This is a genomic window from Blautia sp. CGZ-1-C1 (assembly GCF_056504575.1).
Genome location: NZ_JBWLUT010000187.1, coordinates 1 through 14,528, shown reverse-complemented (window position 1 = coordinate 14,528; position 14,528 = coordinate 1). Strand labels below are relative to the sequence as shown.

Sequence of the window (14,528 nt, the reverse complement as noted above, 5' to 3'; positions counted from 1 at the left end):
AAACTTACACAGAAACAGTTCCGCGATATGTTGTTTAAATTCTTAGGCATTGAACAGGTATCTACAAAGCTGCACTGGGATGATGCTTATGTGCCATATACAAACAATGCGAATGAGATAAATGCAGTTAATGTTATAAAAGACCTGTGCCTTCAGAATGACCGATTCGGATGGATGAATAGGGATGGCAAGTTTGAATACCTGAAACTTCGCCAGAACAGTCAGGAAACAGGCGAGACTACTTCCGGAAAGAAGATTTACAAATATTATGATAATGCAGAGGTGCACCTTGATACATTCAAAAGCTTTTGGGCGAAAGAGGGAAGAATATGGTTTCCGCATACGATTTATACTGATCCAGATCCAAGCAGAGCATTTGGCTTCACGGCTGGCGAACCAACTGCACAGGAAGCATATGAAAACAATGTTTTCTATAACCGGAACAGCTTTTTTGTGGGTAATGAAGACTGGATGGACTATGTATGGAACGCGGACGAATACGGTGGAATTAACAGAGAAAAGCCGATTATCGACATCTGCTATGGGACTTTTGTAAATCCCGACTTGAGAAAATATTATCGAGCACAAGCCTACACAGTGGAGGTTATCGGAAATCCTCTTAACACTGTTGGGCAGACCGTAGAACTGCGCAACACGAAGCAGATGGAAGATGGCACGGAGTTGGAGTGGTATGTGCATTCTTACATCATGAGTAGGACTTTGAAGCTTGGAAACAGCCAGTTGATTGATACTTACAGTGCCAATAACGCACCTTTTAACAGTAACAGCCGACAGCTTGGGAAAGATACACCTGAAATATCTGCAACTGTCAACCGTACCCGATCAGAAATGCCAGTAGTGAGCTATGGATTCTCAGACGGTACGAGCGGTTTTACCCCGGCTGCTGTTTCTGCTTCTGGAGGCACCGCAAAAAAAACAGCATTACGTTGCATGAAACGTATCAAAAAAGACGATTATGATAAGCTTCCCGTAGCAATTCGCACCAGGGACGATACTATTTTCATGACATACAAGGAGAGCTAAATGGCAATAGAGTATAAAGCTTTTTCCGGTGAAAAAGAAATAGATGGTTTCTATTCTGGTGGAAAAGAAATACAGGAAATATGGGGTGGTGACACACTCTTGTGGAGAAAGAAAGAAGATTTAGTTGAAGAAGATCCATGGTGGTTTGACTATGACCTGTACGCCCGATTTAAAAACCCTGCACCGTACAAGAGAGCCGAAGTTTGCTTCTCAGTACAATCTAAATATGGAGTTCAATATGCTAATTTAGCATATGGATTTTGTGTGCGGGTGGTAAACGGAATATATATGGTTACAGCGGCGGCTGTGGACAATTCCAAGCTGGAAGGGAGATATTACAATGGTGATACATCAATGGTTCCAACATGGAGACTTACAACGGATACTGGCGATACGGAATTCGCGTATTCTGATTCTGCAAATTGGGATGACATCTTAAAAAAATACAGCCTTTATAATACCAATCCGGAAAACGTACCGTTTTACTCATGGGGCGGGGCATTTGAAGAGAAACCGTTTTGGTTTAAGGATAGTGACAAACAGGCAGGGGTGCTTGATGTAACTTCTCCTAAAATAGCGGGCAGTGATGAACCAGAAGGTAAATATTATTATTATCCATCCAGACTTTTCAGCAGCGTGGGTGCTATGAAAAGATGGCTACTTGACATGTATAATAATCCGGATAAATGGTGGACAGATAAATAGTGATGCAGGAGGATAAATATGATGAATATTAGAGCAGAGCCGTAACAGGCTCTTTTATTATCCGCAAATTGCGCCCGCGCAAATAAAAAAAGGAGGAAAGCAGAATGAAATCAAACGGATCAAGCTTCGTAGACGGACAGGCTTACAAAGATGGTGAAGAGATATGGGATCTCGGAAGCCTGGTATGTACAAACGTCCCGCTCCGGGGAGTAAGGAACTATGAGGGATTAAGCAAGGATGTAGATAAGCTTCCCCACTACAAAGACCTGTCAACCGGAAGCTCCTGCCTGATGCTGGATACAGGAGACTTCTACAAATATGAAAAAACAACAGATACCTGGTATCTGATTTAAGGAGGGATGAAAAATGCGAGGAGACGACGCATATGCAATCCTCAAAAAGAAAATGCAGGATATGCAGGGTGAAAAGATACAGGAATCTGTAAACAGATACTTTGATGAGCATCCTGTCCAGGCAGGAGCTACTGCGGAACAGGTACAGCAGATTGAGCAGAATAAAAAGGATGTTAATTCGCTAAGGGAAGATTTATCCACCAAAATCACCAAATTCTACGCAAGTTCACAAGGTGAAACTCATCTTGCTGATTCTGACAATGGCAAAATCACGGATATGGTGCTATATGGACGGAGCGAGCAGAAACAGTATTCAGGGAAGAATTTGCTGAATCCTACGTTGCAGACTACTATAAAGAATGGTGTTACTTGTACTGCAAATGGAGATGGAACGTATACGTTGAATGGAACCACTACAACGACAACAGTATTTGATATTGCACAGGATGTGTCTTATAGCTCATTTAGACTTGCAGGGTGTCCAGTTGGGGGAGCTCATGATGTGTCTTACGAATTACAAGCAAGAACTGATAATTTGATTTATGGATATGATACAGGTGATGGTAAAAATATAAAAGCTAATGAAAATTTTTTCATAAGAATTAGAATAAATACTGGAATTAATTGTAACAACCTCCTTTTCAAACCAATGATTGTAGACGCTTCCTTATACCCAGATGCCACCTACGATGATTTCGAACCCTACGTTGGCGGTCAGCCGTCACCCTCTCCTGATTATCCGCAGGAGATTAAGAGCGTGGTGAATCCAACTGTGAAGGTGTGCGGGAAGAATTTGTTAAATTATGACGCATGGTCACAAATAGATTGTGCAAATGGAAAAGCTGTTTATGAGAATAATGGAGTAACAATTACTGCTCTCAGGAATGATGCTTTTACAAATTATGATATGTCAAAATTTCCGACTACAGCACGAATCCCTGTAAACGTGGGAGAAACCATTACGATATCATGGGACGAACCTCTCAATAAAGAAGGAAGAGTGTATGTTTTTGGAAATGCGTCTACAAGTAACATGACATATGTTAATAATTCAAGTTCAAAGCAATTAAAATATACTATTCCAAGCGGCGTCACATTCATTACATTTCGATTTGGTGTGGGAAACGCAGGAGATACTATTAGTTATAGGAATATCCAAATCGAACTTGGTTCTACCCCCACCGCCTACGAACCCTACCACGAACAGACCGTCGCTCTCCCATACACGTTAAACGCTGTTCCTGTAGAAACAGGTGGTAACGTCACAATTGATGGTCAGCAGTATATTGCGGATTATGTGGATGTGGAGAGAGGGAAATTGGTGAGGATGGTTGGAGAATGTGTTATCTCTGACATGAATCAAATTACGAGAATTACTACTAATACATTTTTTGTTTATGGAATGGATGATGTATTTGTAATAAGTGATAACAGCGATGATATAGCAAGACTGCAAACTACTAAATATCAAGGCGTAGCTTTAGTAGATAGGACAGATAACAAATATATTTATAGATGTTGGCTATCAACGCATGATAATCTCAAACCAATCGCATTTCATTCTAATACAGACGATTTGAGTGCGTTTAAAAATGAAGTGTATGGAACAAGAATTATATACCAATTAGCCAATCCAACAGAAATCGACCTCACACCCGAAGAAATTGCCGCATTCAAATCACTTGCAACCTATTATCCAGTCACAAATATATTTATCAATTCCGAACAGCTTGACGGATATACAGTATTCAATTATCCGGTTTCAATGGAGAACGGTTGGAACTATGTAAAACAGCAGATTGGTGATACGAGAAATTATATCTATGATATGGATGCACGTGCTCAGGATACTGATTTACAGGCGGCAGAAGCCTATGTCAACAGCGAATATGCAGTAGCATTAACAGAATTGGAGGTATGATTATGTTATATAGAACATTACTGAAACTTAAAGAGAAAAACGGTCTGACAGACGATTTAAAGAATAAGATCGATATTTTCTTTGCGACTGGTAGGATTACTGAGGAACAGTACAATGAGCTGATGGCTATTAATAAGGAAGAAGAACTGAAAGCGGAAAACTAATTAACTAAAGAGGGCTTTAGTTAACTAAACATTTTTCGACAGTGTTAGAAATTATATTTTTTCACATAAGGAGAAAACCATCTTGTTGAAAATATGTTCTTTTTTATTGTATAATAAAAATAAAAAAGGACGAATCAAAGGATGAAACATTATCGCGCAAATGTAGTAGTACCAAATGAGGGGAATAATGAAATTTCATATGTAATAAAACTTAAAAATAAATGTAGGTTTGAGCTTAACGAGTGTTATTTTACAATGTATAAATCGGCATTTGATGAATACAGCGAGTCTGATTATTTTTGCATTGATTTAGTGACGGAAAAAGACAAAAAAGAAGCCGAGAATATAATGAGACATGCAATAGATTTCCTTGTTTATATTACACAGGTTCCATATGAATTAGAGCATATAACAGAAGACACAAACACAGAGATTGCTCCAATTGATATAGGAGTAAGTAGAAAGAAAATTTTGAATCTAAAAGAATTAGATTGTCAATATAAAAGAATTAGAAGGAAAAAAAGAATTACTTCAAAATGTCTTAAGATTGTATTCGCTGGCTTTAAAATATATTATTCTGTTAGAAGATGTTGAAGAGTCATATTTTGCGATGTTTAGAGTTATAGAAAAAATTGTGAAGGATGAATTTGGAATTGAGCATGCAACAATATCAAATGGATATGATGATATAAGGAATTCCATTAAAAAAATAGCTGAAAAATCTTATGGAATTAAATTAACATCAAAAAAATTAGACGCTATTTCAGGAACAATATCGAGTGAATTGTTTAATAATGTATTTTCAGACGTTTATTCCAAAATTGCATGGTTTTGCAACAAAAAAGAGATAAAGTATGATGAAAATATTTTGGCTAAAGCGGTTAAGATTAGAAATAAACTTGCACATGGGGAATACATTCGCATTAACCGTGAAAGCGAAGAATATAACTTGGTAATTGAATTAGCCAATAAATGTATACGCAAAAAGTTTTTTAATAATGTAAAGAATTGTTATTTGGAAGCTGATATTGAATCCATGTATGAGAATAATAAGTCTTGAGAAAGGTTGCAATCCAAAGGGTGAGATTACGAAAAAAACTTCACATAAAATATGAAGTTAAAAAGCAGAGAGGGCAGAAATGCTCTCTTTTTGTTTAGGAGAAATTTATGAGAAGAATCAGAGCGGAGCCGAGAGGCTTCTTTTATTTTATCCAAAATTGCGCCGGCGCAAACCGGAGAAAGAGTGAAACAGTGAAAGAAATACTCATGCAGACATATACTATTGTATTACCGGTTCTTTTAGGGTATATAGTCTGGCTCTTGAAAAACCAGAAGAAAGACCGGGATGCAAATAGTAAGGGGACTATGCTCCTGCTCCGCGTGCAGATGATAGAGTATCATGCAAAGTACACAAAGTTCGGAAACATTCCATCGTATGCGTACCAGAACTTCTGTGAAATGTACGACGCCTATCATGCGTTAGGTGGGAATGGTATGGTGACCAAAATGAAGCAGGAAATTGATGAATTACATATCAAACAAAAAGGAGAATGACTATGGAACAGATCATTAACTATGTAAAACCGGAACTCATCGTAGTAACAATTGCCTTATATTTTGTAGGCATGGCACTCAAACAGGCACAGGCAGTAAAAGATAAGTATATCCCACTTATCCTTGGCGGAATCAGCATTGCAATCTGCGCGATCTATGTGTTTGCCACCTGCACCTGCGGTACCGGACAGGATATTGCAATGGCAATCTTTACAGCAATCACACAGGGAATCCTGATTGCTGGTCTTTCTACATATGTGAACCAGATTGTAAAACAGGCAAATAAAGACGAATGATTCAGGGGATGAGGAATACATCCCCTTTGGAGGAAATGCTTATGGATAAGCAAAATATAACTGTGTTGAGAAAAATACTGTACGCAGTGGAATCCGGAGATCAGGTATATGGTAAGCAGGATTATTCCTGCTTTGCCGGGGTCGGAGCGAACTGTAGCAATGAAAAAGCTATTACGATCGGTGCGGGGCAGTGGTACGCAGGAGAAGCAAAAGAACTGTTATACCGGATTCAGAGAGCAAACCCGAAGCTATTCAAAGACATGGATAATGCAGGTATGGAAAAAGACCTGCTGATGAAGAGCTGGGATACATACGCCGTAACAGCGGAATCTGCGAAAGGACAGTGCATTGTAAGTATCATCAGCACTGACCTCGGGAAGAAATGCCAGGACGAGTATATGGAAGACCAGATACGAACATACACCCCGACTATCGAAAAAGCCTACGGAACCATGCCAGACACCGCAATGATGGAATGCATCAATATTCTACATCAGGGTGGTTTTGATGCACTGAAGAGGATCTTGTCTAAAACTCCGGAACCATATACCGCAGATAAGATTTACACAACACTGCGTCAGGATCCTGCAGACCCGACACCGAACCAGGTTGGTGACTATGAAGGCAGACAGAAAGCGGTAATCAACATGATTCGGAAGTATGCTGTGACTGCGGAAAGAAAGGAAGATACGACAATGACAAAAACAGAAAAAGCAATCAAACAGATGGAATCATGGGCGGCAGACAATTCTCATGGATATGATCAGATATACAGATGGGGAGAAAAAGGAGATTACGACTGTAGTTCAGCAGTGATCAGCGCATGGCAGGCAGCAGGCGCCCCAGTCAAGACAAAAGGAGCAACTTACACAGGCAACATGAAAGCGGTATTCCTTTCCTGCGGCTTCGCTGACGTGACCAGTAAGGTTAACCGATCGACTGGCTCAGGACTCCAGAGGGGAGATGTGCTGCTGAATGAGACGCATCATGTTGCAATGTACTGCGGAAATGGAAAAGAAGTAGAAGCATCTATAAACGAAAAAGGTACTGCGACAGGCGGACAGCCGGGAGATCAAACCGGAAAGGAATTCCTGGTAAGAAGTTATCGAAACTATCCGTGGGATTGCGTTCTGCGGTACCAGGAAAGCAACTCTGGAAGTACAACAACAACCACCGAAAAAGTGGCATATGCAGCCAGAATAAGCAAAGACACTCAAACGTTCGTGGACGCCGGCAAGACAAAATCAACCCTGTGGCCGAAAGATAAAAAAGAACACCTTGGTGGATGTGATCAAAGGAGCAACTATCAAAGACTCTGCCGGAAAGAAATTCTACCTTGTTCGACTCGGACACCCGTCTGAGGGATTCGTACGAGAATACGTGCTGGCAGGAAGTTTTAAGAAGATAAAATAATCTTCTAACTGAGTTTATTCTGAAAACTACCAAGTCAAGAATTGATATGAATATAATGAAAAAGGTCAACGAAGCTTAAATTCGCTGACCTTATTTTTGAAATATTGTATCATCTTCATATAATTTTCGTGTTGCATTTTGTGTTGCATAGGTATATAATACGTTAAGTCGAAGCTGATTTTATTACACATGCAAATAATAAAATATGCAGTAAAAACAAGGGCTTCGAGAAAATGTAGTAAAATAGCGGTTTACGGGAAATGCACCAATACGGGTTCAAATCCTGTTGCCCCGACTGATGATAATAATATAAAGTAATGCTATAAAGTAATGCAGAAGTTTTTCTTGACGAGTGCTTCGGCTTTATGTTAATATCATCTTCAGAGGTTTTATTAAAAATATAAGAGAAATGCACGGATGAGGAATAGTACACATGGACCAGAGCACAGAGAACTGCTGGGAGCTGAGAAGCAGTGGAAGGAAATTGTGGAACTCGCCTTTGAGCAGCTGCCTGAAACCTTCTGAGAGTAGGTGCAGACGGTGTCCACCGTTATATGGAGAGGATATAAGGACGATGACTCGTTCCGTATCCCATGAGTGTATGACGTAGTTCATAAAATAAGAGTGGTACCGCGTAAGATAATAGTATCTTTCGTCTCTTGCAGATAAGTCTGTGGGGATGAGAGATTTTTTTTTATGTCAATTTTAGCTGGATCAGATAAATCGTCCGTTTCAGTCCGCTTCAATAAAAACAGGCAGAGGATTTATATTCAATGATCAAAACGGTAAGATTTCAGCCCACAGGAAAAACATAATATTTACATAATGGAGGAAGAGAAAAATGATGAATCCAAGCAAGTATCAGAGACAGTATTTCATGCCGCCTGTTAAATGCATGAAATGGGCAGAAAAAGAATATGTAGACAAAGCACCAATCTGGTGTTCTGTAAGACCTTCGTGATGGAAACCAGGCACTTGTAATCCCAATGAGCCTGGAGCAGAAAATTGAATTTTTCAAACTTCTTGTTAAAATTGGTTTCAAAGAAATCGAAGTAGGTTTCCCTGCTGCTTCTGAGACAGAATATGAATTTCTGCGTACTTTAATTGAACAGAATCTGATTCCGCAGGATGTAACTATCCAGGTTCTTACTCAGGCAAGAGAGCATATTATCCGTAAGACTTTTGAAGCTGTTAAGGGTGCTCCCAAAGCAATCGTACATGTATATAATTCCACATCTGTTGCACAGAGAGAGCAGGTATTTAAGAAATCTAAAGAAGAAATCTTAAAGATTGCAGTAGATGGAGCTGCATTATTAAAGAAGCTTGCTGATGAAACAGAAGGAAATTTCCAGTTTGAATACAGCCCTGAGAGTTTTACAGGTACAGAGCCAGAATATGCACTGGAAGTTTGTAATGCAGTTCTTGATGTATGGCAGCCGACAGCTGACAACAAATGTATCATCAACCTGCCTGTAACTGTACAGCACTCCATGCCACATGTATACGCAAGTCAGGTAGAGTATATGTGTGAGAACCTGAAATACCGTGAAAATGTAATCGTATCTCTTCATCCGCATAACGACAGAGGGTGTGGTGTTGCAGATTCTGAGATGGGCTTACTTGCAGGTGCGGACAGAATAGAGGGTACTTTATTCGGAAATGGTGAACGTACCGGTAATGTGGATATCGTCACACTTGGCATGAATATGTATTCCCAGGGAGTAGATCCGAAACTTGACTTCTCCGATATGCCACATATCTGTGAGGTATACGAAGAATGCACAGGAATGAAAGTCAGTGAAAGAAGTCCATACAGTGGTGCCCTTGTATTTGCTGCATTCTCCGGTTCTCATCAGGATGCGATTGCCAAAGGTATGCACTGGAGAGATAACAAAGATCCGGATCACTGGAATGTACCGTATCTTCCAATTGATCCGAAAGATGTTGGCAGAAACTATGACGCAGATGTAATCCGTATTAACAGTCAATCCGGTAAGGGCGGTGTCGGATATATCCTTGAGACAAAATTCGGCCTGAATCTTCCACCGAAAATGCGTGAAGCAATGGGATATGCAACAAAAGCAGTATCTGATCATAAACATAAAGAGCTTCATCCGGATGAGATCTTCAGCCTGTTTAAACAGACATTTGAAAATATTGTGGAACCATACAGTATCAATGAAGTCCATTTCCAGCAGAAAGACGGCGGTATTGTGACACAGGTTACTTCCAGTTTCCAGGGAAAGATGATTACAACAGAGGCTACAGGTAACGGACGTCTTGATGCAGTCAACAACGCATTAAAGAAAGCATATGAGCTGAAATATACACTGGAGACTTATCAGGAGCATGCTCTGGAACGCAGCTCAAGTTCCAAAGCTATCGCTTATGTAGGTATTAAAAAACCAGACGGAACTCTTGCGTGGGGAGCAGGAGTAGATGCGGATATCATCAAAGCCTCTATCGATGCTCTTGTAACAGCAATAAATAATCGATAATCGTTACTTTAAAATGAAAGAAGTAAACGAAATTGATTATATTAGCAGCTCATTGAATGTGAAGTAAGTAACAATTTTGTATTCGTATCTTAGAAAGAAATTCAAAATTCAGATTGACATAAGATAAAAAATATCGGGTACTTGGCAGGATGTGTGATGGATATCCTGCCAAGTATCTTTTTGTATTTTTATATGTACAAAAATCCTTTAAGTACAGGATAAAGTACATTCAAATGGGAAATCCTGAATAAAAATGAGAAAGATTGTATTTAATTAAAATCATAAGCAAAACCAATTGACATAATGCCTGTGTTTACGTATACTGACACCGTGGACAGAAAAGTGTCCTAAAAAAGTATAAATTACATTTTATTATCTCACATCAGGCTAGTGAGAAATGCGCGGAAATATTTTAGAGAAAGAGGTAAAAGAATGAAAGATTTTGAACAGTGGAATGGCTTTAAAGGGAACCGTTGGAAAGAGAAAATCGACGTTCGTAACTTTATTAAGCTGAACTACACACCATATGATGGGGACGATTCCTTCCTGGAAGGACCTACTGAGGCAACAAACAAACTTTGGGGTAAACTTCAGGAACTGCAGAAAGCAGAGCGTGCAAACGGCGGAGTTCTGGACATGGAGACAGAAGTTGTAACCTCTCTGACTGCTTATGGTCCTGGATATATTGATGAAGACCTCAAGAATCTGGAAAAGGTTGTAGGACTTCAGACCGACAAACCTCTCAAACGTGCATTTATGCCATACGGTGGTATCAAAATGGCAGAGCAGGCATGCGAAACCTATGGATACGAAGTAAGTGATAAAATTAAAAATATTTTCAACAACTATGAATTTAAGACTCATAACCAGGGTGTATTTGATATCTACACACCAGAGATGAAAATGGCCCGTCATAACAAGATCCTTACAGGTCTTCCGGACACATATGGCCGTGGACGTATCGTAGGTGACTACAGACGTGTAGCTCTGTATGGTATCGATGCTCTGATCGAAGGAAAACAGAAAGACTTCGCAGCAAGTGACCGCCAGGGTATGAGACGTTACGACTTCCAGCTTCGTGAGGAAATCGCAGATCAGATTCGTGCACTGAAAGGCATGAAAGCAATGGCTCAGGCATACGGTTATGATATTTCCCAGCCGGCTAAAGATGCAAGAGAAGCATTCCAGTGGTTGTATTTTGGATATCTGGCAGCTATCAAGACACAGAACGGTGCTGCAATGAGTGTTGGACGTATTTCCACATTCCTTGATATCTATATTGAAAGAGATCTTCAGAATGGTACTCTTACAGAGTCTGAAGCTCAGGAACTCGTTGATCACATGGTAATGAAATTCCGTATGGTAAAATTTGCACGTATTCCTTCTTATAACCAGTTATTCTCCGGCGATCCGGTATGGGCAACTCTGGAAGTAGCAGGTATGGGAATCGACGGACGTCATATGGTAACAAAGAGTGACTATCGTTTCCTTCATACACTGGAAGATATGGGACCGGCTCCGGAACCAAACCTTACAGTACTCTATTCTTCAAGACTGCCTGAGAACTTTAAGAAATATGCTGCAAATATTTCTGTTACAACAAGTTCTATCCAGTATGAAAACGATGATGTTATGCGTCCGGTATGGGGCGATGACTACAGCATCTGCTGCTGTGTATCTGCTACAGAGACAGGTAAAGAGATTCAGTTCTTTGGTGCTCGTGCAAACCTTGCAAAATGCCTTCTTTACGCTATCAACGGTGGCGTTGATGAGAAAACAAAACAGCAGGTAGGACCGGAATACACACCAATCACTTCTGAATATCTTGACTATGACGAAGTAGTTGCAAAATATGACAAGATGATGGACTGGCTGGCTCACCTCTATGTAGGTACTCTGAACATGATCCATTATATGCACGACAAATATTACTATGAAGCAGCAGAGATGGCTCTGATCGATACAAAAGTTGATCGTTCTTTTGCAACTGGTATCGCAGGTTTCTCTCATGTAGTTGACTCTCTTTCTGCTATCAAATATGCGAAAGTAAAAGCTATCCGTGATGAGGATGGAATTACTACAGACTTTGAAGTTGAAGGTGATTTCCCACGTTATGGTAACGATGATGACAGAGCAGATGAGATCGCAACAACACTGCTTTCCACATTCCTTGAAAAACTGAAACATATTCATACTTATCGTGATTCCAAACCAACCACATCTATTCTTACTATTACTTCTAACGTAGTATATGGTAAAGCTACAGGTTCTCTTCCGGATGGAAGAAAGATGGGAGAACCTCTTGCACCTGGTGCAAACCCATCTTACGGTGCAGAGCAGAACGGACTTCTTGCTTCCTTAAACTCTGTTGCAAAACTTGACTATGAAGATGCGCTTGACGGAATCTCCAATACACAGACAATCAATCCGGATGCACTGGGACATAGTAATGAAGAACGTACAGAGAACCTTGTTCATGTACTGGACGGATACTTTGATCAGGGTGCTCATCACCTCAATGTAAACGTATTTGGCAAAGAGAAACTGATCGATGCTATGGAACATCCGGAAAAAGAAGAATATGCAAACTTTACAATCCGTGTATCCGGATATGCTGTTAAGTTCATTGACCTTACAAGAGAGCAGCAGCTGGATGTTATCGCAAGAACTTGCCACGACAGAATGTAATCAGAATGGATGATAAGCAGATGAAAGGTTATGTTCATTCTCTGGAAAGCTTCGGGTCCGTAGACGGACCCGGAGTAAGATATGTGATTTTCTTAAGTGGCTGTGCTATGAGATGCCAGTTCTGCCATAATCCGGATACCTGGAAGCTGAATCAGGGACAGGAGTATACGGCAGATGAACTTCTAAACAAGGCATTGAGATATAAGGGTTACTGGGGAAATAAGGGTGGTATCACTGTAAGTGGTGGAGAACCATTGCTGCAGATTGATTTTTTGACAGAATTGTTTAAAAAGGCGAAGGCAATGGGGATAAATACAACTCTTGATACCAGTGCGAATCCTTTTACAGATAAAGAACCGTGGCATTCCAAGTGGCTTGAGTTTATGAAATATACAGATCTTGTGCTTCTGGATATCAAGCAGATTGATGAGGCGGAGCATATTAAACTTACGGGGCATTCAAATAAGAATATTCTTGAGATGGCGCGTGAGCTTTCAGATATGAAGAAGCCTGTCTGGATCAGACATGTGCTTGTGCCGGGCGGCAGTGACAAGGATGAATATCTTCATCAGCTGGCTGATTTTATTCATACGCTTTCTAATGTGGAGCGTGTGGAGGTGTTGCCGTATCACACACTTGGGAAGTTTAAATGGGAGAATCTTGGGATTCCTTATCCGTTGGAGGGGGTTAATCCGCCACCGCAGGAGAGGGTTGATAATGCCAGGGAGATTCTTGGGGCAATTTAACCGAATAACTTGAAAAAGATGATAAGCTGTTATATGGGTGAGAGGCCTGTATAGCAGCTTTTTTAATTGCGAAGGGGACGCTTGCCAGAAAAAATATTTATTTCTGGCAAGCTGGTGATTGGCAAAATTGAATGAATTTGTATCCCCCCTATGGGCTTGTTGGGGAAGGGACGGTTTGTTATAATTCAGGTCATGATGAATTTGTAATCATATTGTATGGTGCAGGTGAGGGCAGGAAAGCTGTTGGTAACTTGTAAGATACTATTACTGTATAGAATTGAGATTGTTATAGAAAGCGGAGGAAGATATAATTGAAGGATTTATTGTCGGAGATTGAGAGCTATTGGACTACCCGCGCGGAGGGGTATTCTGAGGTGAATCATAAGGAATTGAATGGGATGCAAAAGGGGGCGTGGCTTGAGGTTCTTGAGAGTCAGTTTCCGAAGAAAGCGAAGGAGGAGCTGAAGATTCTGGATATTGGTACCGGACCGGGCTTTTTTCCTGTTATTCTGGCTGGAGCGGGGTATAGGGTTACTGCGGTGGATTATACGCAGGAGATGCTGGATACTGCGAAGAAGAATGCAGGGGAACTTTGCAGGAATATTACTTTTTATAAGATGGATGCGCAGAATCTGGAGTTTGAGGATGATGTGTTTGATGTGGTAATCAGCAGGAATCTGACCTGGAATCTGAAGGAGCCAGAGAGGGCTTATAGGGAGTGGTGTCGTGTTCTGAAGCCGGGGGAAAGTTGCTTAATTTTGATGCGAACTGGTATGGCTATCTTTATGATGATGAGAAGCGTCAGTCTTATGAGGAGGATAGGCGGAGTGTAGAGAGTGAGAATCTGGATGATCATTATCTTTGTACGGATATTGACCGTATGGAGAAGATTGCATTACAGATGCCGCTTTCTGCGATTAACAGACCATCCTGGGACAGGAAGTTTCTGAAGGAGAATGGGTTTTCGAGTGTGGCAGTTGATACAGGAATCTGGGACAGAGTGTGGAGTCAGGAGGAGAAGCTGAATTATCATTCTACGCCGATGTTTATGGTTAGTGCTGTGAAAGAAGCGGGAAATAACTGGAATAGTAAAGAGTTGAAGCCGGGAGAGGATGATGCGCAGAATTATATGGAGAGTTCTCTTAT

Annotated in this window: 13 protein-coding genes, 2 pseudogenes and 1 other annotated feature; all 15 genes and pseudogenes read left to right on the top strand. The window is 40.5% G+C overall.

The genetic code is table 11. The features are described 5' to 3' along the window. A partial coding sequence (locus tag AC058W_RS17090; RefSeq protein WP_479390401.1) for a hypothetical protein occupies positions 1-1,044 on the top strand: 1,044 nt, incomplete at its 5' end. Continuing rightward, positions 1,045-1,749 (top strand): hypothetical protein, encoded by a 705-nt coding sequence (locus AC058W_RS17085; protein WP_479390400.1) that lies wholly within the window; start codon positions 1,045-1,047, stop codon positions 1,747-1,749. Between the two features lie 104 nt (positions 1,750-1,853). Further along, the gene (locus AC058W_RS17080; RefSeq protein ID WP_118629182.1) at positions 1,854-2,102 is read left to right on the top strand and encodes a hypothetical protein; all 249 of its coding nucleotides are present in this window, start codon (positions 1,854-1,856) and stop codon (positions 2,100-2,102) included. 13 nt (positions 2,103-2,115) lie between these two features. Beyond that, entirely contained in the window at positions 2,116-4,023 is a 1,908-nt protein-coding gene (locus tag AC058W_RS17075; RefSeq protein ID WP_479390399.1) for a hypothetical protein, read from the top strand. 2 nt (positions 4,024-4,025) lie between these two features. After that, complete coding sequence (locus tag AC058W_RS17070) at positions 4,026-4,187, top strand: hypothetical protein (protein ID WP_479390398.1); 162 nt, start codon at positions 4,026-4,028, stop codon at positions 4,185-4,187. 141 nt (positions 4,188-4,328) lie between these two features. Next, entirely contained in the window at positions 4,329-4,781 is a 453-nt protein-coding gene (locus AC058W_RS17065; RefSeq protein WP_479390397.1) for a hypothetical protein, read from the top strand. Positions 4,782-4,797: 16 nt separating this feature from the next. Then, entirely contained in the window at positions 4,798-5,247 is a 450-nt protein-coding gene (locus AC058W_RS17060; protein ID WP_479390396.1) for a hypothetical protein, read from the top strand. 107 nt (positions 5,248-5,354) lie between these two features. After that, the gene (locus tag AC058W_RS17055; protein ID WP_243098414.1) at positions 5,355-5,741 is read left to right on the top strand and encodes a hypothetical protein; all 387 of its coding nucleotides are present in this window, start codon (positions 5,355-5,357) and stop codon (positions 5,739-5,741) included. A 2-nt stretch (positions 5,742-5,743) separates the two neighbouring features. Further along, positions 5,744-6,037: a phage holin family protein gene (locus tag AC058W_RS17050; RefSeq protein ID WP_118410483.1), complete on the top strand. Its 294-nt coding sequence runs from the start codon at positions 5,744-5,746 to the stop codon at positions 6,035-6,037. Between the two features lie 41 nt (positions 6,038-6,078). After that, positions 6,079-7,398, top strand: a complete 1,320-nt coding sequence (locus AC058W_RS17045; protein WP_479390395.1) for an endolysin-like domain-containing protein — start codon at positions 6,079-6,081, stop codon at positions 7,396-7,398. 457 nt (positions 7,399-7,855) lie between these two features. Beyond that, positions 7,856-8,113 (top strand) — a binding site (T-box leader). Between the two features lie 178 nt (positions 8,114-8,291). Next, positions 8,292-9,948: pseudogene (locus AC058W_RS17040) on the top strand (2-isopropylmalate synthase). Positions 9,949-10,380: 432 nt separating this feature from the next. Then, positions 10,381-12,636, top strand: a complete 2,256-nt coding sequence (gene pflB, locus AC058W_RS17035) for a formate C-acetyltransferase (RefSeq protein ID WP_117674583.1) — start codon at positions 10,381-10,383, stop codon at positions 12,634-12,636. Positions 12,637-12,641: 5 nt separating this feature from the next. Beyond that, entirely contained in the window at positions 12,642-13,382 is a 741-nt protein-coding gene (gene pflA / locus AC058W_RS17030) for a pyruvate formate-lyase-activating protein (protein ID WP_243101682.1), read from the top strand. 311 nt (positions 13,383-13,693) lie between these two features. Then, a complete protein-coding gene (locus tag AC058W_RS17025) occupies positions 13,694-14,215 on the top strand; it encodes a class I SAM-dependent methyltransferase (protein ID WP_479390394.1) in 522 nt (173 codons plus the stop codon). Beyond that, a pseudogene (locus AC058W_RS17020) lies at positions 14,131-14,528 on the top strand (methyltransferase domain-containing protein); the annotation flags it as partial. The gene AC058W_RS17025 and the pseudogene AC058W_RS17020, both read left to right, overlap by 85 nt.

What these genes read in the sequence shown, in the direction of transcription:
- AC058W_RS17085 (WP_479390400.1), top strand. Translation starts at nt 1,045, where the DNA reads ATGGCAATAGAGTATAAAGCTTTTTCCGGTGAAAAAGAAATAGATGGT.
- pflB (WP_117674583.1), top strand. Translation starts at nt 10,381, where the DNA reads ATGAAAGATTTTGAACAGTGGAATGGCTTTAAAGGGAACCGTTGGAAA.
- AC058W_RS17045 (WP_479390395.1), top strand. Translation starts at nt 6,079, where the DNA reads ATGGATAAGCAAAATATAACTGTGTTGAGAAAAATACTGTACGCAGTG.
- AC058W_RS17080 (WP_118629182.1), top strand. Translation starts at nt 1,854, where the DNA reads ATGAAATCAAACGGATCAAGCTTCGTAGACGGACAGGCTTACAAAGAT.
- AC058W_RS17060 (WP_479390396.1), top strand. Translation starts at nt 4,798, where the DNA reads ATGTTTAGAGTTATAGAAAAAATTGTGAAGGATGAATTTGGAATTGAG.
- AC058W_RS17065 (WP_479390397.1), top strand. Translation starts at nt 4,329, where the DNA reads ATGAAACATTATCGCGCAAATGTAGTAGTACCAAATGAGGGGAATAAT.
- AC058W_RS17055 (WP_243098414.1), top strand. Translation starts at nt 5,355, where the DNA reads ATGAGAAGAATCAGAGCGGAGCCGAGAGGCTTCTTTTATTTTATCCAA.
- pflA (WP_243101682.1), top strand. Translation starts at nt 12,642, where the DNA reads ATGGATGATAAGCAGATGAAAGGTTATGTTCATTCTCTGGAAAGCTTC.
- AC058W_RS17070 (WP_479390398.1), top strand. Translation starts at nt 4,026, where the DNA reads ATGTTATATAGAACATTACTGAAACTTAAAGAGAAAAACGGTCTGACA.
- AC058W_RS17075 (WP_479390399.1), top strand. Translation starts at nt 2,116, where the DNA reads ATGCGAGGAGACGACGCATATGCAATCCTCAAAAAGAAAATGCAGGAT.
- AC058W_RS17050 (WP_118410483.1), top strand. Translation starts at nt 5,744, where the DNA reads ATGGAACAGATCATTAACTATGTAAAACCGGAACTCATCGTAGTAACA.